Origin of the sequence: Sulfitobacter noctilucicola, from assembly GCF_000622385.1 — a bacterium.
GTDB classification, from domain to species: Bacteria; Pseudomonadota; Alphaproteobacteria; order Rhodobacterales; family Rhodobacteraceae; genus Sulfitobacter; species Sulfitobacter noctilucicola.
Map to the genome: position 1 here is coordinate 1531867 of NZ_JASD01000008.1, position 19977 is coordinate 1551843.

A 19977-nucleotide genomic window follows, 5' to 3' on the forward strand; every position below is an offset into this window, starting at 1 on the left:
CCATACATGACACCACTTTCACACATCCGCAATTTCTCCATCGTCGCCCATATCGACCACGGGAAATCCACGCTGGCGGACCGCCTCATCCAATCGACGCACACCGTCGCTGATCGTGACATGAAAGAGCAGATGCTCGACAGCATGGACATCGAACGCGAACGCGGGATCACGATCAAGGCCCAGACCGTGCGGATCAACTACACCGCCAAAGATGGCGAGGATTACGTCCTCAACCTGATCGACACCCCCGGTCACGTAGATTTTGCCTATGAGGTGTCCCGCTCCATGCGTGCGGTCGAAGGGTCGTTGCTGGTTGTGGACAGCACCCAAGGGGTCGAGGCACAGACACTGGCCAATGTGTATCACGCGATCGAGGCCGATCATGAAATCGTGCCCGTCCTGAACAAGATTGACCTGCCTGCGGCCGATTGTGACCGCGTGGCCGAACAGATCGAAGATGTCATCGGTATCGACGCCACAGACGCCATCCGCGTCTCTGCCAAGACCGGTGTCGGGATCGCCGAAACACTCGAAGCGATTGTGACCAAACTGCCCGCCCCCAAAGGCACCCGCGATGCGCCGCTTAAGGCGATGCTGGTGGATTCGTGGTACGACAGCTATCTCGGTGTCATCGTCCTTGTCCGCATCATGGATGGCGTGCTGAAAAAGGGCGAGCGTATCCGCATGCTCTCCAACGACAGCACCCACCACGTGGACCGCATCGGCGTCTTCCGCCCCGCCATGACAGAGATTGACGAGCTTGGACCGGGCGAGCTTGGCTTCCTCACCGCCTCCATTAAACAGGTGCGCGACACCCGCGTGGGCGACACAATCACGCACGAACGCAAAGGCACCACCGAACGCCTGCCGGGCTTTAAACCCTCGCAGCCTGTGGTTTTCTGTGGGCTCTTCCCCGTAGACGCCAACGATTTCGAAGACCTGCGCGACAGTATCGAAAAACTCGCCCTCAACGACGCGTCCTTCAGCTTCGAGATGGAAACTTCCGCGGCTCTCGGTTTCGGCTTCCGCTGCGGCTTCCTCGGGCTTTTGCACCTCGAAGTTATCCGCGACCGGATCGAGCGCGAGTATGACATCGACCTTATCACCACCGCGCCGAGCGTGATCTACGACATCCACATGAAGGACGGCACGGTTACGCAGTTGCACAACCCCGCCGATATGCCCGACATGACGCTGGTCGACCACATCGAAGAGCCGCGGATCAAGGCGACGATCCTCGTGCCCGACGAATACCTCGGCGATGTGCTCAAGCTCTGTCAGGACCGCCGCGGCATGCAGCAGGATCTGACCTACGCAGGCTCCCGCGCCATGGCCGTATATGACCTGCCTCTGAACGAAGTGGTGTTCGACTTCTACGACCGTCTCAAATCCGTCACCAAAGGCTATGCGTCCTTCGACTACCAGATGGTCGGCTACCGGACAGATAACCTTGTAAAAATGTCGATCCTTGTGAACGATGAACCGGTCGATGCGCTCTCCATGATGGTCCACCGTGACCGGGCCGAAACGCGGGGCCGCGCGATGGTCGAAAAGCTCAAAGACCTGATCCCCCGCCACATGTTCAAAATCCCGATTCAGGCGGCGATTGGCGGCAAGGTGATCGCGCGCGAGACATTGTCAGCGATGCGCAAGGACGTGACGGCGAAATGCTACGGCGGCGACGCCACGCGTAAGAAAAAGCTGCTGGAAAAGCAGAAGGCCGGTAAGAAGAAAATGCGCCAGTTCGGTAAGGTGGATATTCCGCAGGAAGCGTTTATTTCAGCGCTCAAGATGGATGGGTAACTTGAGTGAGACCCTGGCGTCGCCCGCCTGCAACCCCCTGCAAAGCTTAGGTTTCACCTTGACTACACCATCGCTATGAACTGCCCTCTCTGCGACACACCCGATACACCACTGGTCAGCACCCCCGTCCCCGGAGGCCCTGCTGACGCATCTGTCGACATCTGTGGCATCTGCGCAGACCAGACGCAAAACAACACGCCCAACCCCGACCACTTTCGCGCCCTCGCTTCGACCATGTGGTCCGAAGACCCCGCTCTTCAGGTTCTCGCCGCGCGCACGCTCAAGCGCCTCGACACAGACTGGGCGCGTGATCTCTCCGATCAGCTGTACCTCGACGACGAAACGCAAGTCTGGGCTGACAATGTCCCTCAGGACACCGCACATAAGGACAGCAACGGCGTCCCGCTTAGTGCGGGCGATACCGTGGTGCTGATCAAGGACCTACCCGTCAAAGGCGCGGGCTTTACCGCCAAACGTGGTACCGCCGTCCACAAAATTTCGCTGGTCGCCGATAATCCTGCCCACATCGAAGGGCGCGTCGAAGGCCAGCGCATCGTGATCCTGACCGAGTTTGTCAAAAAGCGCTGAACCCAGCTTCCGAAATTTGACCCAAATCAACGTAGCGGCCCGTCACATCCCGTAATCCTTTCGCAGCGCAATCTGATCGAAAGGTTTCTCCATGCTTCGTCTCGCCTCCGTCCTCTATTCCATAATCGCTACAGCTATGGCTGGTGCGGGCGTGATCGCTGTGCTCTCCGCTGGATACGGAACGCTTACTCCGATCCTTGTCGCTGCGGGTATCGGGGCGGTTTTGGCATTTCCGGTGTCCTATTTTGTGGCACGGGAAATCACGAAACCCTGAAGGTCAAACATCGTCCGATAGCCGCTTCATTCAACGCTTTGTGCATGCGCGGTGTACAAGGTGTGACATTTAACGCAATGTAGAGAAAATCCAAAACCGCCATTGGGTAAGCGCTGCTTTTACCAATGTATTCAACGGAGTGCGTTCATGTCCAATCCCTGCATCCTCTGCGTCGCAATCACCGGATCTGTCCCGACCAAAGCGGCAAACCCTGCCGTGCCGACCACCACCTCCGAACAGATTGAAAGCACCCACGCGGCCTATGAGGCCGGTGCCGCGATCTGCCACGCCCATGTCCGCAATGCTGATGAAACCCCGTCCTCAGACCCCGATAAATTCGCCGCATTGATGGAAGGGTTGAAGAAGCACTGCCCTGACATGATCATCCAGCTGTCCACCGGTGGCCGCTCTGGCGCGGGTGAAGAACGCGGCGGTATGCTCCCCCTGCGCCCCGATATGGCGAGCCTCTCTGTCGGCTCCAATAACTTCCCCACACGTGTCTACGAAAACCCGCCACAGCTTGTCGATTGGCTCGCGGGCGAGATGCGGACCTATGACATCAAGCCGGAAATCGAGGCTTTCGATCTGTCCCATATCCACAAAGCGGCCGAGATGAACCGCGATGGCCGCATTCCCGGAAAGCTGTATGTGCAGTTCGTCATGGGCGTGAAGAATGCCATGCCCGCTGACAAAGAAACCTTTGATTTCTATATCAAAACGCTGGGGCGCTTGGCACCGGACGCGCTCTGGTGTGCGGCGGGCATCGGGCCAAATCAGGTCGTTGTTAACGAATGGGCTATCGCGGCAGGTGGCCACACCCGCGCGGGCCTGGAGGATAACGTGCGCATGGACAAAAACACGCTGGCCCCGTCCAACGCGGCGCTCATACAGCGCGCGGTCGATCTTTGCGACAAATATGAACGCCCTGTCGCGACGCCACAGCAAGCCCGCGAAATTCTGGGTCTACGTCCCGCCTGATATTCCGCTGTTCAAGGTAGGATAGCGCCGGATTTGCGTAGATCGACGGCGTCCGCGCCGCCATCGAGCAGGGTCTTGATGAGGCTTTCGGTGAACGCCCAAATCGCTTCGTCATGCACCAGATGATGGGTTAAAATACCAAGCGGTTCATCATTGTCGGTCTTGCCTTTTCGTCGGGCGGTCAGGTTTGCCGTGACCACAGCGACAATGTCGTCCGGCTCAACCAAGCCACCGCCTGCTTTCCAATGGATCGGATCAATGTGGGTATTGATTTGTGCCAGCCCGCGGGCCGCCAGCGGCGCTCGGCGCGGCGTGAATGTGGAAAGCGCTTTATATCCCAACCCTGCAAGTTGCGGTAAAAGGCCGGCGTCCACGCGGTTCCACGGCGGCGTGAAGACGGGCAGCAAATCATCCCCGAACAACCCTCGCAGTCGGACAATCCCTCGCTCAGCGTCATTGATTAGGTCGGCCCGCTGGTGGCCGAACTCAGCCTTCTTTTGATCCGCCGGCGCGTGATTAGCGTGAGCCCATCCATGCACAATCGGGATGATCTCGCTATGCTCTGCACAGTGCCGGACCAAACTGGCATCGGCGAATTTCGGGATAACAGCGAGGTGGACAGGCAGGCCGCTTGCATCAGACAACCGCGTCAACCGGTCGAGTTCTTTTGTCTGTGTTACCGCATCATCATCCCGCCACCACAGCTTTAAAGACAGGTTCTGCTGCCGCCAACGCTGGAATTCCTGCTCTAACGGTTGCCAGTCAACCTTCATGCCGCGCCCCGATGTACTGTTCCACAATGTCCACCGCAGTCGCCGCACCCTCAAAATTGACCGCTGAATTCGTCGCCCGCCCCTCGGCCACACAAGCATCCACCGCCGAAATCAGACCCGCGGGTGACAGATTTGCCGAAGTGACCAACCCAAAGCCGCGCTGTTCAGCCAGTGCTTTGGCGCGGATCATCTGTTCCACTTCACTGCCTTCGTCAAAGGGGACAAAAACGCCCGGACAAGGCGACTGCAACAGGTCCAGCGCAGTGTTGTACCCGCACATCGACACGGATGCGCGGGCATGATGCAGCATTTGGCGGAACTCCGGGCGGGCCGCTTCGACTTGCAGGTTCGCCGATGCCTGCCTAAGCAGTCGCTCAATACGGGGCGCGGCATCCCGCCCGCCGACAAGGATACGCCATGTCTGGTCCGGTGTGTCGAACGCGGCTTGTCGCGCGCAGTCGAACAATGCGTCCCCCACGCTGCCGCCGCCTGCGGTCACGATAATCTCGCCTGCGCCGATCCTATCCGGATGCGGCGCAGCTGCGGGCGGCGCAACAAATCCGGTGTAGCGCAGCATCGCTTCAAGAGGGGCAGAGACCGGCCAGCTTAGCGAAAGCGGCGCAATTGCGGGATCAGAATGCACAAGCACCGCGTCATAGAAAGCGCTCAGCGTCGCCTCGGCAAAATCTGCCTTGGACGGTTTGCTGGGCGGGGCAAGGATGTCACGAATAGAGGCGAAGACAGAGGGCGGCGCTGGCATCGCTTTTGCTGCACGGAGCAACGTTTGAAACTCTTCTTTCAAGACACGCCTTCCGAACGGAAAAAGCTCGGTAATCAACGCATCCGGTGCAAATTCGTCTAGCGTTTCACACAGCAGTTGCTTGCGCTGTTCAAGTGTCTGGGTCGAGGCGACAGAGCCGTTCAAATCCAGAAGCCGTGTAAAATCAACACCGTCAGAGCGCAGCGGCGGCAGCTGTACGTGCTCGACATCCTCAAAACGCAAGTGGTCGACAGACAAGCCACCGGAAACCAGCCTTACCGGGTGGCCCGCTTTCCGAAATGCTTTGGCAAGCGTTAAGGCGCGTGTCAGGTGACCCGTGCCCAACAGATGCGTGACAACGATCATCACCTTCACATTGACCGCTCCACCAATGGGATCGTATCGGGCTCCAGATACCATTCTCCATCTGCAATCCGGATGACATAAAGCCGGTTGCGCTTGATCCGGAACGGGGCGGGGCCTTCAAATTGCCATCCCGTCGCAAGCGCGAGCGCCGCGCGCATCACACCGATATGACAAACAGCAAGTGTGTCTTCGCTCAGGTTTTCCGCCCATGGTTTCAGCCTCTCGCGAAGCGCAGCAGGGGCTTCACCATTCGGCGGCGTATAGTTCCAGCCCCATGTCTCGATCGGGCGGTGGTCTGCATCTTCGGCAGCATGCAGGTCCGCCGCATGAAGACCTTCCCAATCACCCCAATCCATCTCCATGAGCGCGGGAACTTTCTCAGGTTCCCGACCCGACACCAGCCGCGCTGTCTCAGCGGCACGGGCCAGCGGACTTGAAGCCAGTGCACACGTGTCCCATGGACGCGGCAACGCCAAGGACCGCAGAACATCCGCGGCTTCTGGGTCTAGCGGAATGTCCGTGCGTCCCTGAATTCGGCCTGCGCGGTTCCACGACGTATGGCCATGGCGGAGCAGCGCAAGCCGTATCACGCGGTTACTCCCGCGATGCTCAGACCGTATTTCAACGTAGCAACCGCTGATGGCATCAGATTGTTTTCACTTGTGTAATCACGTATCCGCATGATCTCGGCTTGTGATGTGCAGCTCTCGCGCAGCTGCTGCTCAAGCACCCTCGCAAGACCCGCCGCGCCTTCTTCCACAGCAGGATATTCGCCGGGTGCCAGCACATCCCGCATGCCGGGTCGGTCTTGTGCAACAACCAGAAGGCCATGCGCCTGCGCTTCCAGATAAACCAATCCCAGTGCCTCATTCACACCGGGCCACAGCAGAATTCGTGCTGATTGATAGAGGTCCGACAGACCATCCGAAGATAGCTCTCCCAGAAATTGCACACGTTCGCCGAAGGGGGCCATCATGGCCTCGACCTTGGCACGGGCAGGGCCATCACCCGCGATATAAAGCTGCCATTCATCGCGCTGCAAAAGCGCCAGCGCTTCCGCGATGAGGGCATAAGATGCAAGCTTATCTCCTTCTCGCATCATGCCAACTGCGATCAAAGGGCCGAAACCTTCGGTAGCGTATGGTAGATCGGTACGTTGCAAAAACGGCTTCAGGTGGACAAGGGTTTGGCCCGCCGGCTGGTTCTCTTCCAACCCGATTGCGTCACGATGAGAGAAATAGAACACGACATCCGCCGCATCTGTTGCGGCCTCTGCCGCGTGCGCATACGCTTCCCAATCCCCGTGCAGTCGCTTTCGCGCGCGTGTGCTTTCGACCTGCAAATAGGGGATGCCCAAAGCGCGGGCGACATATGGCCCGACAAGATCAGGCGCTTTGTAATAGTTGTGATACGTGATCCATGCCTGCCAGCCGGATGTTCGCCCCAAACCGATACAACGGTCCACCTCAAGCTTGGCAGCCTGCATAATCTGCGCTTGCCGTTTTTGGTCACCCTTGCCATCACGACTGCGCAAGGAGCTTGGGACCTCTGTCTCAACACCCATCTCCGCCAGCGCCTGTCGCAAGGCGCGCGCAATTGTGCGGTCGCCCGACGGCACTGGATCGTCAGGCGGCTTCATCGGCGCATAGAAGGCAAGCTTCATACGCCGCCAGCTGACAACATTGCGTCCAGCCGCTTTTTCAGATGTACAATTCCGGGATGCATCAGGAAGTCTTGCGTCAGCCGTTCAAACGCAGCCTCCGTCATCTTGTCAGCCAGTGCCGGATCTGCCGCAAGCCGCATCATTTCAGATGCAAGGCTGGCAGGATCATCAGAGCTCAGAACGCCATGCACGCCATTGTCGATGAATTCGGGGATCGCAGACACAGGCGTGCTGAGGATAGCGAGCTTTTGGCTGGCCGCTTCCATCAGGACATTGGGCAATCCGTCCCGATCTCCGTCCTCGGCAATACGAGAGGGCAAGACAAACAAATCCGCTTGCCGCATGGCTTCGATCACTTCGGGCTGATCGCAGGCACCGCGCCATGTAATGCGGTCGTCGACACCCTTGTCAGCTGCACGCGCGCGCATCTGCGCATCAAGTGCGCCGCCGCCGATATGCGTCCAGTGCCAGTCCAACGTCGCAGGCAGCAACGCCAGCGCATCGATCAAATTGTCAAAGCCCTTCTTTTCCACAAGTCGTCCAACAGACATCATGTGAAAAGGCGAAGCCGGATTGCGCAGAGGGCGGTCTGGCGGAGATGGGAACCGGCTCAGGTCCAGCCCGTGATAGACCAGATCAACGCGGGTCGGTGTATCGGCAAGGTCTTGTAGATGCTTCGCGCCAAATCCGGTGCAGGTCGCACCGAATGATGCACCATGGGTCGTCGCCGACAGCTTTTCACGCAGTTCCCATTCGGGCGAGGTCCAGATGTCCTTGGCATGCGCAGAAAAGGACCATGGCAAGCCGCGCAGGATCGCCGCATACCGCGCAACCGAAGAAGGCGTATGTAGGAAATGGGCGTATATCCCGCCCACATCCGCAGGCAATTCATGTGCCATGACACAAGCCTGACCCCAACGCCTCCGCCGGTTGACGGTGTCATCGCGCGCAAGATCGGCGCGGTACGCCTCAGCGGCTGCTTCAAAACCCGGCATCTCTGCAGCGGCACCCATCGCGCGGGCAACCCGTGCAGGATCATCGCGCAGGTATTCCGGAAGATACAGCACCGGTGCTTTCAGCCGGTCATGCAGCGGATGGGTTTTGCCATCTGTCGGGTGGCGCAGGGACCAGATGTCGAAATCAACACCGGCTTCCTCCAACGCGACCAATTCTTGCGCGATGAACGTTTCTGACAGGCGCGGCCATCCCTTCACCACAATCGCCAAACGTTGACCGGTCATCGCACGGTTCCCTTCTCCATCAGGCGGCGGGCGCGTTCCACGACAACACCAAGTCCGTCCAGTAATCCATCCGCACCCGCTTCCGACGGCTTGCGCTGGTCGGGCAGGGCGCGGATTGCACGAATCATCGAATCTGTAGTCATTCCGTCACGGCTTTCGTCCAACATACGCACAAGGCCAAGCCCTTCGGCGCGGCTCGCACGTATCCACTGCTCAAGCCTTGGTTTGGTGCGCGGCAAGATCACCGCAGGTTTATCGAAGGATAGTACTTCGCAGAACGTGTTGTATCCGCCCATGCACACAACCCCGACAGCACCGGCAAAAAGCGCCTCGATCCGGCTGTCAAATCCAACGGCGGTCACGCGTCCGTTCAGCTTGGCCACCCGCGCATCAAAGGCGTCGCGTACTTCGCCTGACAGGAACGGGCCATAGATCAACATGGCATCCGGGCCCAGATCAGGGTCCTGTTCATAGGCCGACAAAACCAGTGACACCATTGCAGCACCATCACCGCCCCCGCCGGGGGTGACAAGAATATAGGGCGATTGCGGAATGTCGGAGGCATCTGTTACCTGACGCCGCAGGTATCCGGTCCAGTGAATACGCGCACGCGCCTCATCCGATAGCGGCAAACCTTCGGTGGGGTCATAGACGTCGCGCACGCCGTAAACCCAGATTTCGTCATATAGGTTTTCGGTCGCGGCAACCGCGCCCTTGCGCGCCCATTCCGCTTCCAGCACTTCCGGCTCGTCCAGAACATCGCGCAGTCCAAGCACCACACGGGTCCGCCCGCGCATCCGCAGATACTCAAGTGAAGGCAACAGCTCGCCGCGAAAGCCGGTGGGCTCCTTGTCCACAATCAAAAGGTCTGGCTCGTAGCGTTCGATCGCGCTCTGGATCAGACCGGCACGGATCGAAGTGGTATCGTCAATGTCCAATCCCATCGCCTGCGAAACATAGGTCCCGTCCTGCAATTTGGTCACGCCGGGCAAGCGGATGTGATCGACGCGTTCGGGAAACGTAAAGCGCCCCGCAACCGGAGACCCTGTCAGGATGATCGCCGAAGACCGGTCGTTGTCCTGTGTCAAGGCAGTGGCAAGTGCCCGCGAACGGCGCAAATGACCTAACCCGAAGGTATCGTGGCTATACAGAATAACGCGGCGGGCTTCCGTCTGCTCGCCTTGTGCGGTCGCGGGGAGGTGTCGCATAAAGGTCTTGTTCCTATCGGGCCTGCACGAAATATGCGCAAACCAGTCGTTTTGCTTTAGCCCGTTACCGCTTTGGACCGCTCTGATCAAAGTCTCGGAATCCTCTGACCCTAGACCGCTATGGCATAAACCGGGTTGCTTTGTAAAACATCGGCAATACGCAATCGCGTGATCCTGTTCCAGCCGCGCGATATGCGGCCAACATTGCCTTGAAAGGTGGCGTCGATTACCGTTGCCGGAAGAAGTTTATTCAGAAAGATACTGATGCGCATTTTGATGGCTTTATTGGCGCTGGTTTTCTCGTGCTTTGTTGCGTTCCCGCACAGCGTAGCGGCGCAAAGCCTGTCGGGGCTGTTAAGCGGCTCCCAACAGACCGAAGATGCAGCCACCGGCAACATTGACGACATCATGCGACAAGCCGCTGAGAACGGCGTCGGCGTGATTGTTATCGATGCAGAAGGCAACCTGCTGTCGCAGCCCGTTCCCCCCCAGGAGCCGGAGGTCGAGGAAACGCCTTCTGCCGAAGGCTCGGCGCTGATGAAAATTCAGGACCGCACGGTGCGTTTTCGCGGGGCTTTGGTCGACCGTCTGATCCATCTGCCCGATGCCATCAACGAGGTGCTATATATCCTGCGCGCGGCCAGCCCCGATGGCACGCTCTGGGCGTTCGGCAAGGTATTGCTTTACAGCCTGCTCCTGCTCGCTCTTGGTGTTGTGGTTGAGCGCCAAATCTATGGCAAACGCTTGATGAAAAGCGTCGTCATGTCCCGCATTCTCGATGCTCCCGAAGGCTACGTCGAAAAAATGCCCTTCCTCGTTCTGCGGTTCTTTGCAGGGGTCGGCGGCATTTTTGTATCAATGATGGTGGCCTATGTTGTCGGCTTTACGCTCTTTGGCGCGATTGAAGATACGGCGATCCAGTTCACCGCGACCTTGGTCAACATCGGGTATTTCGCATGCCGTTTTGTTGCAGGCCTGTGGCGCATGATACTGTCCCCATTCTTGTCACAGTACCGCATCCCCGCGCTGAACGATCGGGAGGCGAAGCGACTGCACCGCTGGCTCTGGGGGCTGGCAACCTTCGACATCTGCGCAATACTGTTCGGCGTCTGGATCGCGGAACTGGGCCTCAATTACGATGTCTTCGCATTCCTGACCTCCGGCCTTTCTGCGGTGAACGTGCTGGCGAACATTGCGCTTGTTCTGGTGAACCGCCGTGCAATTTCCGGCGCCTTGCGCCACGGCAGAACGCCAGATCAAAGCAGCATGCTGGTACGGATTCTCAGCGCTGTCTGGGCACCCGCGGTTATCATTTACATCGTCTTTGCTTGGTTCGAACTGACCTTTGATCTGGTGGTTGGCCAACCCGGTGGCATTCCTCTGATTGCCGGTGCCTATGGCATTCTGATCTCCATCATCGTGGTCTACGGTGTCATTAATTACCTGATCGAGCGCAGCTTTGCCCGTGCCCGTGCCGTGCGCCGCATGAACGAAATCATGCAAGAGGAAGAAGCGCAGGAAAGCGCACTTGCCCAGGCTCAGGAAGCGCAAGACAATTCCGAAGAAGTCGAACGTCTGACCGAAGAACTCCAAGAGACGCGGGCGACCGAAGAGGAAATGCGTGCCGTGGTCGGGCAGCGCACGCACATGAATACCTTTGAGGGACTGGCACGGCGCGTCGCGGGTATTCTTGCCTTTGTCGCTGGTGTCTATGCGTTCTTTTATATCTGGGACAACAACTCCGCCCGGATGGTCGAAAGCTATGCGGACCGGATGCTGGATATCATGGCGATCATCTTTATTGGCTACGTTGTGTATCATGCGTTCCGCATCTGGATCGACACCAAGATCCGCGAAGAATCCGGTGACGAGGTCGAGGCGGAACTGGGTGATGAGGGGGGCGGTTCTTCGGCCAGCCGGCTTGCAACGCTTCTGCCGCTTTTCCGTAATATAATGCTGATTGTGGTGGTCGTGACCATCATCCTCATTGTTCTGATGGAAATCGGGATCAACGTTGGGCCGCTCTTTGCAGGTGCGGGCATCGTGGGTGTGGCTGTGGGCTTTGGCTCGCAGGCGCTGGTGCGCGATATCTTTGCCGGTGCGTTCTTTCTGTTCGATGATGCGTTTCGCAAAGGCGAATATCTGGATGTCGGCGGCGTCAAAGGCACGGTTGAGAAAATCTCGGTCCGGTCCTTCCAGCTTCGCCACCATCTGGGTGCGCTGCACACCATTCCTTTTGGCGAATTGCAGGTGATGACCAACTATTCACGCGACTGGGTGATGATGAAACTGCCCTTGCGTGTGACCTATGACACTGATGTCGAAAAGGTCCGCAAGATGATAAAAAAGTTGGGTCAGGAACTGCTCAACGATCCTGTCATCGGGCCGGATTTCATCCAGCCGCTTAAATCCCAGGGCGTGATCGAAATGCAGGACAGTGCGATGATCATCCGTGTCAAGTTTATGACCAAACCCGGCGATCAATGGGTCATCCGCAAGCGAGTCTATGAAGAAATCCGCACCCTGTTCGAACAAAACGGCATCAATTTTGCCCACCGCGAGGTGACGGTGCGTTTGGCGGACGGCAAGGTGGCGGACCTGTCCGAGCAAGAACGCAAAACAGTCACCGCCGCGGCGCAAGCATCGTTGGAAGAGGACTTGCTGGAAGGCGGCGCGGACCCGTCAGGAGGTGACGACAGGTAGCGAATTGCTGCTGGTCGCCAACCGGCTTTGCTTGATCCGGCGCGCGGCCCGTCTAGGTTGAAGGGTATCACAATCAGAGGATTCCTTGATGTCTCAGAACTTTACCGCCCCGACGCGCCGCAGCTTTCTTGTGACCGGTGCCGCAGCAGCAGGCACTATTACGCTTCTGCCGTTTGCCGCCCGTGCCGCTGGCCATGGTGCCGATACATTTGAAACCGCCGCAGGCCCGATCACCGTCCATCCGGTGGCACATGCCTCTGTCGTGCTGGAAACTCCCAAAGGTACAATCTATGTCGATCCGGTAGGCGAGGCCGCTCAATACGAAAACATGCCGGCCCCCGATCTGATCCTGATCACCCACGAGCATGGCGATCACTACAATGAGGAAACCCTTCAGGCCATCGTCGCGGACAACACGGAAATCATCGCGAACCCCGCTGTAATGGGCAAACTCTCGGACGGGCTGAAGGCACGCGCAAGCGAAGTTGCAAACGGCGGCACGGCGACCTTTGCTGACATGGATATCGAAGCAATTCCTGCCTACAACACCACCGAAGAGCGCCTGAACTTCCACCCCCAAGGGCGCGACAACGGCTATGTCCTGAATTTCGACAGCTTCCGTGTGTATCTGTCCGGCGATACCGAAGACATCCCAGAGATGCGTAACCTGCAGAATATCGATCTGGCCTTTGTCTGCATGAACCTGCCTTTCACCATGGACGCGAATGCTGCCGCATCAGCGGTGTCCGAATTTGCGCCGACATATGTATATCCCTACCACTACCGTGGCCGAGACGGTGGCACGCAAGATCCCGAAAGCTTTGCCAAAATGATCGGGACCGGAACCGAGGTTAAGCTGGGCAACTGGTACGGATAAATCTCAACCGACAGCCATCGGGCGGCATCGCTGATGGTAGCCAACAGCAGGGCGCGGGACGGGACGAATTGCCCGGTCCGCGCCCTTAGCTTTTGTAAGGATCAAGAGAGGCGCGCAGGCCGTCACCAAGGAAGTTGAACGCCAGTACCACAACGATAATTGGCAGCATCGGAATGGCCGTCCACCAATAAATCTCGATACTCGCAAGGTTCTGTGCATCGTTCAGCATCACGCCCCACGACACCGCTGGTGCCCGCAGACCAAGACCCAGAAAGCTGAGAGCGGTTTCACCCAGGATCATTGCAGGAATGGAGAGGGTCGCACTGGCAATCAGATGCGACATAAAATTCGGCAACAGGTGCCTGCGGATCACCCGCGAGGGCTTGGCCCCCATCATCTCGGCTGCTTTTACATATTCCTCTTCGCGCAACGACAGGAACTTCGATCGCACCGCACGGGCCAGACCGGGCCAGTCAAGAATGCCAAGAATGATCGAGATGATAAAGAACACCGCCACTGGTCCCCAGTTAGACGGCACAGCAGCAGACAGCGCGAGCCACAGCGGCAATTCGGGCAAGGACCGCAAAATTTCGATGGCGCGGTTGATGATCCAGTCTGTTTTGCCACCGAAATACCCCGCCATCGCACCAAAGGTGATGCCGAGCAGGAACGACACGGTAATACCGATCAGACCCACTGTCAGTGACAGCTGCGCCCCGTATAGGATACGGCTGAAAACATCGCGGCCCAGACGGTCAGACCCCCACAAAAACACCGTGGCACCATCTGGCGCGCAGAACAGGTGGGTATCTGACGGGATGAGGCCGAACAAACGGTAGGTCTCGCCTTCGCAGAAATACTCCAACGGCATCGGCGTCGTTTCGTCAGTCTCATAGACCCAGCGGAAATTGACCAGATCGGCCTCTCCGGTGATGGGATAGACATAGGGGCCAACCAGCTTGCCCTCGTGCCAGAGGTTAATGCTTTGCGGGGGGGCATAGAGATAGTCGGCACTACGTTCGTTCGGGGTATAAGGCGCGATAAAGCCTGCGATTGGCAGGATCAGGTAACAGGTCAAAAGAAAAATGCCCGAGATCAGCGCCAGCTTGTGGCGCCGGAACTTGCGCCAAGTAAGCAACCAACCCGGCGCATCCATGTCCGACCGCTCCGGCGCGCTGATGTCGCTCTCGTCGGTCCAAGGCGCGCTGTCGACAAAGCGGTTGTCAGGCTGGATACCACTCATTTGCCACGCTCCCCGTAGCGGATGCGCGGATCAAGAAGTACCAGCAGAATGTCCGAAATCATCGTCCCGATCAGTGTTAACAGGGCCACGAACATCAGCACGAAAGCAGCCAGAAACTGATCTTGCGATTTTAGCGCCGTCAGCAGGGACGGCCCGATGGTCTGCAAACCCAGAACAACCGACACCAGAACAGAACCGGACACCATCGCAGGCAACAGGTTGCCGATATCCGCGACAAAAGGATTGAACGCCATGCGCAGCGGATATTTCGTCAGCATCCGCGTCGGTGACATCCCTTTCGCGATGGCTGTCTCCACGTAGGGTTTGCTCAACTCGTCCAGCATATTGGCCCGCAAACGCTGCATCATCGCGGCAGCACCCGATGTGCCGATCACAAAGGTAGGGACGATCAGGTGCAAAAGGATGGACCGCACCTTTTCCCATGACATCGGTTCGCCCTCATAGATGGGGTTCATCAGCCCGCCAATGGGCAGATTGAAATACTTGTTGCCATAGTAGAACAGGATCAACGCCAGCAGAAAGTTCGGCGTAGCAAGGCCGAGGTAGCCCACAAAACCGGCGGTATAATCCACCCAGGTCTCTGATTTGGCCGCTGCCAGCACGCCCAGCGGCAGTGCCACGGCATAGACGAACAAAACAGCAGCAAGGTTTACAAGAACCGTGAGCCACAAAGCGTCGCCCACGATCTCGCCCACCGGACGGTCAAATTCGAACGACCAGCCGAAATCACCCTGTATCAGCCCGGAAAAGCCGTTGGGACCAGGCAGCATGCCCACCCAGATGAAGTATTGCTCCCACAAGGGACGGTCCAGCGCGTATTCCTGTCGCAGAAACTCCGCCTTCGCAACACCCTCGGCCTGCCCGGTCGCGCGCAGTTCGGCGATCTGGTTGGATAGATAGTCGCCGGGCGGCAGGTTGATGATGACGAAGACAAGGATCGACACAACCCAAAGGGTCAGAAGCATCGTGATCAGGCGCCAGAAAGCATACCGCAGCAGGATCATTGCGTCACCTGCATGAACGGTTCTTCGAAATAGAATTCGTCAATCCGGTGAACGCCGAAGTGCGCACCGGGCTCGTAGGCCCAGATGGCGGTTTCCGGCACGTTGCGCAGTTTCTTTGAGACCACGACCGGCTGCGGTGCTTCAGACAGGATACCAATTCCGAATTGCTGTTCGGCATGTATGTCCAGCATCCGGTGCCAGATCTCTGTCCGTTTCGCGGTGTTCGTGGTGTGGTCCCAGTCCTGCGACAGCGCCAGCAACTCTTGTGCGGCATCAATATCCGGCGGCTCGCCCGCGCTGCCGGCGGTGGCATAGTACTGCCCCCACTTTGGCCATGCGAAAAATTCTTGATTGGTTGGCGCCAGATAGCGCGGCGAGGTGCCGGGCGTGGGCAGGCCATTGTCCCAACCGAACCAGATCGCGGCCATTGTGACACCTGCATAAACACGGTTGCGCAGAATATCGCGGTCCAGCGGCCGCATCACCAGCTTGATGCCCAATTCGCGCCATGTGTCGGTGACGATCGCCAAAGCGTTTTCGACCTCTTGCCGCTCGCCTGCGGTCTCGATCACAAATTCCATGGGCCGTCCGTCCGGCAGCTTGCGCAGACCGGAAGGCATCCGCTCCGTCAGGCCCATGTCGTCCAGCAGCGCGTTGGCCGCGTCGATGTCCATCTGCGACCACATCGTCAGGTCTTCGGCCTTGTAAAGCGGGCTGGACGACAACGCGGTCATGCCACCTTCTTTCGCCAGACCGAAATAAAGTGCGCGGTTAATCATGCGCCGGTCGATACCAAGGCTTAGCGCACGGCGGAACCGCACATCACGCATGATGTCGCGCCAGACCGGATCACGGAAATTCAGGTTCGGATAGATGGTGATCTGGTTCGACACGCCGTTCCCCCACAAAAGGGTCCGGTAGTTGCCGCCGTCCGTCTCGCCCTTGCGCAGGATTGCGATGTCGGGAAAATCCAGCCCGCGCGCCTGAAGATCCACCTCGCCCGCATTTGCCTTGGCCGCGACCAGTCCACCGCCGACAATGTCCATATTCACCACATCGATGTACGGCAGTTGCAAGCCCTTGGCGTCGATACGGTGGTAATATGGGTTGCGGACAAAAAGCTGTCGTGACGTGCGCCCGCTGGCGTTGATCCACGGCTGCAAGGTCGGCTGATCGGGGTTGTCGTATTTATACATGTTGTCGCGCTTGTTGTGCAGCGCGGCCCAACTCTTCACACGGGCGCGACGCACTTCGTTGGCAAGCGATTCAGTCTCTGCAAATTCGATGTGAAACTGTTTGAGGTAATGCGCAGGCCGGTAGATGAAGGGCGGTGAAGCCTGCGCCAGCAGCGGCAGGAAATTGGGGTTTGGCGCATCCCATTCAAAGACAACCGTGTGCAGATCAGGGAATGTCACGCGCCCCGGTTTGTCATCGACCAGCATGAATTCCGGCGTGCCTGAAGGCGTGATTTCACTGTTGTTGGCAATCTTTTCCCACCAATAGCGGAAATCATCCGATGTGAAAGGCGCGCCGTCTGACCAGCGGTGTCCGGGGCGCAGGTGCATGATGAACTTGCGGTCGTCGATCACCTCGATATCGCGCAGAATATCTGGATAAAGCTCGTATTTGGAATTGTACCCCACCAGCCGCGCATAGCCGTAGACCACCATTTGCCGCACATCCTTGGACCGCGTCACCATCGTGCGCAATGTGCCGCCTTGGGTACCAAAGGTACGGCCTTTTGCTTCCAGATCGACGATCAGCGGCGTTTCGGGAATACGCTCGGCAATCGGGGGCAGGTCGCCCGCGCTGACCTCGGATTCCCAGAATGTTGTTTCCTGCAATACAGGTTGCGGAAGGGCGGGTGTCGCAATCAGCAGCAAAAGGCACAGAAGCTTACGCATGGCACCGTACCTTATGGCCGGGTTCCAGCTCGCGCAAGGCGGGGGCCGCAGCACCGTCAAAGCGGAACATTTCCGGCCATGTAGTTGGCGCGCCGGCCCCTTTTGCCACCAGATCAAGGTCGATGGGGCGGGTGATGTCAGGCTCCGGCTGGGCCGCAATCAGCGCTTTTGTATAGGGATGTCGCGGGTTGTAGAATAGTGTGTCGGGCGGTGCCTGCTCCACGATCACACCGGCACGCATCACCGCGACTTCATCGGCAATCCGCGCCACGACAGCAAGATCGTGACTGATAAACAGATAGCTCAGACCCGCGCGGTCGCGGATGTCCTCCAGCAGCGTCAAAATCTGGTCCTGCACCGAAACATCAAGCGCACTCGTCGGTTCGTCGCAGATCAGCAGTTGCGGATCGAGCGTCAGGGCACGTGCAATCGACAGACGCTGACGCTGACCACCGGAAAAGGCATGCGGATAGCGACGCAGCATATCGGGGTTCAGTCCCACCAGCTCAAGCATCGCGGCGGCCTTGTCCCGCCGGTCGGCCCGTGTCCCGATGCGGTGGATTTCCATCGGTTCAACCATCGCATCCAGAACTCTCATGCGGGGGCTAAGCGAAGAATATGGGTCTTGGAAAACCATCTGCGCCTGCCGCTGGAATGCGGTGCGCTGGGCCTTGGTCATGTCATGAACCGGCATCGGGGCTGTGGCCTGATCCGGACAGAAAAGCACCTCGCCCCCCGGATCAGGGCGTTCCGCACCCAGCGCCACACGCGCGCAGGTCGTCTTGCCGGATCCGCTTTCCCCAACCACCGCCAGCGTCTTGCCGCGCGGCAGTTGCAGGTTCACATCGCGGCATGCCGTCACCTGCTGCGGTTTGCGCCAGCCACCCGCCTTGAGCGTATAGGTCTTGGTCACGTTCTTCAGATCAAGGATGATGTCGCCGTATTCTAGTTCCGGCGCGGGCGTCGCAACTGTCGGGATCATCGGTGCGGCGGCAAACAGTTTCGCGGTATAGCCATGAGCCGGACTGCCCAGAACATCCTCGGCACTGCCCGCCTCCATCACGCGGCCCTTGTTCATCACCACGACGCGCTCCGCCATGTTGGCCACAACACCCAGATCATGCGTCACAAGGATCACGCCCATACCGGTCTCTTTTTGCAGGCCATTAATCAGCCCCAGCACCTGCGCCTGCGTGGTGACATCCAGTGCGGTTGTCGGCTCGTCCGCGATCAACAGTTCAGGCTGTGCAACCATCGCCATGGCGATCATGGCGCGCTGCCGCATACCGCCCGACATCTCGAACGGATAGCTGCGAAAGGCGCGCTCCGGGTCGACAAACCCGACTTTCTCGAATTGTTCCAGCACCCGCACCTTGGCCTCTGACGATCCCATATTGCGGTGCAACCGCAGAACTTCGCCCACCTGATTGCCCAGACGGTGCAGTGGCGACAAGGAGCGCATCGGCTCCTGAAAGATCATCGCAATCCGGTTGCCGCGCAATTTGCGCATCTGCCGCTCGGGGGCGCGCAGCATGTCGATGGGCGCACCCTGTCCGGCAAACATCACGCTACCGCCCCTGATCTGCGCGGATGAAGGCAGGATCCGCAGCGCACTGCGGCAGGTCAGCGTCTTGCCTGATCCACTTTCGCCCACCAACGCCAGTGTCTCGCCCGCTTGCACGGAAAATGACACGTCCGATACCACAGGCGGGGCGGACCCGAACCCGATCGTCAGCGCATCTACATCCAGCAAAGCGGTCATCAAAGTCCTGACTGTGAAAGCATTTCCCTTGGATTCGGAGTGAAGCCGATTTGTGCCGCACCGTCCAGCGATCAAAGCATTTCTTTGGGTAAGCTGCCCCTCTGGCGCTGTGGGGGCGTTTCGCGCTATGGCAGGATCAACCGGAGCCGCAAGACACCGTTCTCCCCGAAACCAAAGGACACTCCCCATGAGCCGACTGGATAAATTCATCAACCGCATGACATCGCAACGCGCCTGTCTGAACCATGCCGCTAATCTTACTTCGGATATGCCGGGCCCTGTCTATGAACTGGGTCTGGGCAATGGCCGGACGTATCACCACATGGTCGAAATTATGCCGGGCCGCGAGGTCTACGTGTTTGAGCGTGCCGTTGCGTCCCACCCCGAAAGCACACCACCCGATGAAATGCTGATGCTGGGCGACGTTTACGAGACGCTGCCACAGGCGCTGGAGCGCTTCGGCCCAACCGCATCGCTGATCCACGCGGATCTAGGCGGGCATAACCCGAAAAAGAATGACGAATTTGCCCGCTCGATTTCCAAGGTGATCGAACCGATGCTGGCCAAAGGCGGTCTGATGGTTGCCAGTGACCGGATGTACTTCGAGGGCTTGACCGAACAGCCCCTGCCGGAAGGCGCTGTCGAGGGCAGCTGCTTTATCTACGGTTAAATCTGACGCGGCGTGGCACTTGCAGCCCGCCGCCCGATCAACGCATGATGCATCCCAAATGGGGGGCATCATCGCCGCACGGTTTTCGTGCGGAACACGGCTCTCCTGCCCGCAAGGGACGACAAATACATCAGGA

Annotated in this window: 17 protein-coding genes; 7 read left to right on the top strand and 10 right to left on the bottom strand. The window is 58.5% G+C overall.

Features of this window, described 5'->3' with window-relative positions; genetic code table 11:
• The first annotated feature begins 6 nt into the window (after nt 1–6).
• The 4 genes from lepA (at nt 7) to Z946_RS0111270 (ending at nt 3646) form a co-directional block, all read left to right on the top strand.
• The gene (gene lepA, locus Z946_RS0111255) at nt 7–1806 is read left to right on the top strand and encodes a translation elongation factor 4 (protein WP_025055835.1); all 1800 of its coding nucleotides are present in this window, start codon (nt 7–9) and stop codon (nt 1804–1806) included.
• A 75-nt stretch (nt 1807–1881) separates the two neighbouring features.
• Nucleotides 1882–2394, top strand: a complete 513-nt coding sequence (locus Z946_RS0111260; protein ID WP_025055836.1) for an alkylphosphonate utilization protein — start codon at nt 1882–1884, stop codon at nt 2392–2394.
• Nucleotides 2395–2485: 91 nt separating this feature from the next.
• A complete protein-coding gene (locus tag Z946_RS0111265) occupies nt 2486–2668 on the top strand; it encodes a hypothetical protein (protein ID WP_025055837.1) in 183 nt (60 codons plus the stop codon).
• A 147-nt stretch (nt 2669–2815) separates the two neighbouring features.
• On the top strand, nt 2816–3646 hold the full coding sequence (locus Z946_RS0111270) for a 3-oxoadipate:acetyl-CoA acetyltransferase (RefSeq protein ID WP_025055838.1): 831 nt from the start codon (nt 2816–2818) through the stop codon (nt 3644–3646).
• A gap of 11 nt (nt 3647–3657) precedes the next feature.
• Here Z946_RS0111270 and Z946_RS0111275 read toward each other — a convergent pair whose 3' ends face one another.
• The 6 genes from Z946_RS0111275 to Z946_RS0111300 are packed head-to-tail and all read right to left on the bottom strand — an operon-like array spanning nt 3658 to nt 9657.
• The gene (locus Z946_RS0111275; RefSeq protein ID WP_025055839.1) at nt 3658–4419 is read right to left on the bottom strand and encodes a polysaccharide deacetylase family protein; all 762 of its coding nucleotides are present in this window, start codon (nt 4417–4419) and stop codon (nt 3658–3660) included.
• The gene (locus Z946_RS0111280; protein WP_221228721.1) at nt 4409–5599 is read right to left on the bottom strand and encodes a glycosyltransferase family protein; all 1191 of its coding nucleotides are present in this window, start codon (nt 5597–5599) and stop codon (nt 4409–4411) included. The genes Z946_RS0111275 and Z946_RS0111280 overlap by 11 nt, the downstream gene beginning before the upstream one ends.
• The gene (locus tag Z946_RS0111285) at nt 5551–6135 is read right to left on the bottom strand and encodes a histidine phosphatase family protein (RefSeq protein WP_025055841.1); all 585 of its coding nucleotides are present in this window, start codon (nt 6133–6135) and stop codon (nt 5551–5553) included. The genes Z946_RS0111280 and Z946_RS0111285 overlap by 49 nt, the downstream gene beginning before the upstream one ends.
• Nucleotides 6132–7208, bottom strand: a complete 1077-nt coding sequence (locus tag Z946_RS0111290) for a glycosyltransferase (protein ID WP_025055842.1) — start codon at nt 7206–7208, stop codon at nt 6132–6134. The genes Z946_RS0111285 and Z946_RS0111290 overlap by 4 nt, the downstream gene beginning before the upstream one ends.
• Entirely contained in the window at nt 7205–8449 is a 1245-nt protein-coding gene (locus Z946_RS0111295) for a glycosyltransferase family 4 protein (protein ID WP_025055843.1), read from the bottom strand. The genes Z946_RS0111290 and Z946_RS0111295 overlap by 4 nt, the downstream gene beginning before the upstream one ends.
• Nucleotides 8446–9657: a glycosyltransferase family protein gene (locus Z946_RS0111300; RefSeq protein WP_025055844.1), complete on the bottom strand. Its 1212-nt coding sequence runs from the start codon at nt 9655–9657 to the stop codon at nt 8446–8448. Before Z946_RS0111300 ends, Z946_RS0111295 begins: the two co-directional genes overlap by 4 nt.
• A 264-nt stretch (nt 9658–9921) precedes the next feature.
• Between Z946_RS0111300 and Z946_RS0111305 the strand changes: the two genes are divergently transcribed.
• Nucleotides 9922–12360 carry a mechanosensitive ion channel family protein gene (locus Z946_RS0111305; protein ID WP_025055845.1) on the top strand — a complete coding sequence of 813 codons (2439 nt, stop codon included), beginning with the start codon at nt 9922–9924 and terminating at the stop codon, nt 12358–12360.
• An 88-nt stretch (nt 12361–12448) separates the two neighbouring features.
• Nucleotides 12449–13237: an MBL fold metallo-hydrolase gene (locus Z946_RS0111310; protein WP_025055846.1), complete on the top strand. Its 789-nt coding sequence runs from the start codon at nt 12449–12451 to the stop codon at nt 13235–13237.
• An 85-nt stretch (nt 13238–13322) separates the two neighbouring features.
• On the opposite strand, the gene Z946_RS0111315 is transcribed toward Z946_RS0111310, so the two are convergent.
• Genes Z946_RS0111315 through Z946_RS0111330 form a run of 4 tightly spaced genes read right to left on the bottom strand, consistent with a single transcriptional unit; the run spans nt 13323 to nt 19171 of the window.
• Nucleotides 13323–14480 (bottom strand): ABC transporter permease, encoded by a 1158-nt coding sequence (locus Z946_RS0111315; protein ID WP_025055847.1) that lies wholly within the window; start codon nt 14478–14480, stop codon nt 13323–13325.
• Entirely contained in the window at nt 14477–15505 is a 1029-nt protein-coding gene (locus Z946_RS0111320) for an ABC transporter permease (protein ID WP_025055848.1), read from the bottom strand. The genes Z946_RS0111315 and Z946_RS0111320 overlap by 4 nt, the downstream gene beginning before the upstream one ends.
• A complete protein-coding gene (locus Z946_RS0111325) occupies nt 15502–17409 on the bottom strand; it encodes an ABC transporter substrate-binding protein (protein ID WP_025055849.1) in 1908 nt (635 codons plus the stop codon). The genes Z946_RS0111320 and Z946_RS0111325 overlap by 4 nt, the downstream gene beginning before the upstream one ends.
• The gene (locus tag Z946_RS0111330) at nt 17402–19171 is read right to left on the bottom strand and encodes an ABC transporter ATP-binding protein (RefSeq protein ID WP_025055850.1); all 1770 of its coding nucleotides are present in this window, start codon (nt 19169–19171) and stop codon (nt 17402–17404) included. The genes Z946_RS0111325 and Z946_RS0111330 overlap by 8 nt, the downstream gene beginning before the upstream one ends.
• 187 nt (nt 19172–19358) lie before the next feature.
• On the opposite strand from Z946_RS0111330, the gene Z946_RS0111335 reads away from it, so the two are divergent.
• Nucleotides 19359–19841, top strand: coding sequence for a class I SAM-dependent methyltransferase (locus tag Z946_RS0111335; protein ID WP_025055851.1), 483 nt, complete (start codon nt 19359–19361; stop codon nt 19839–19841).
• Nucleotides 19842–19977 lie beyond the last annotated feature (136 nt).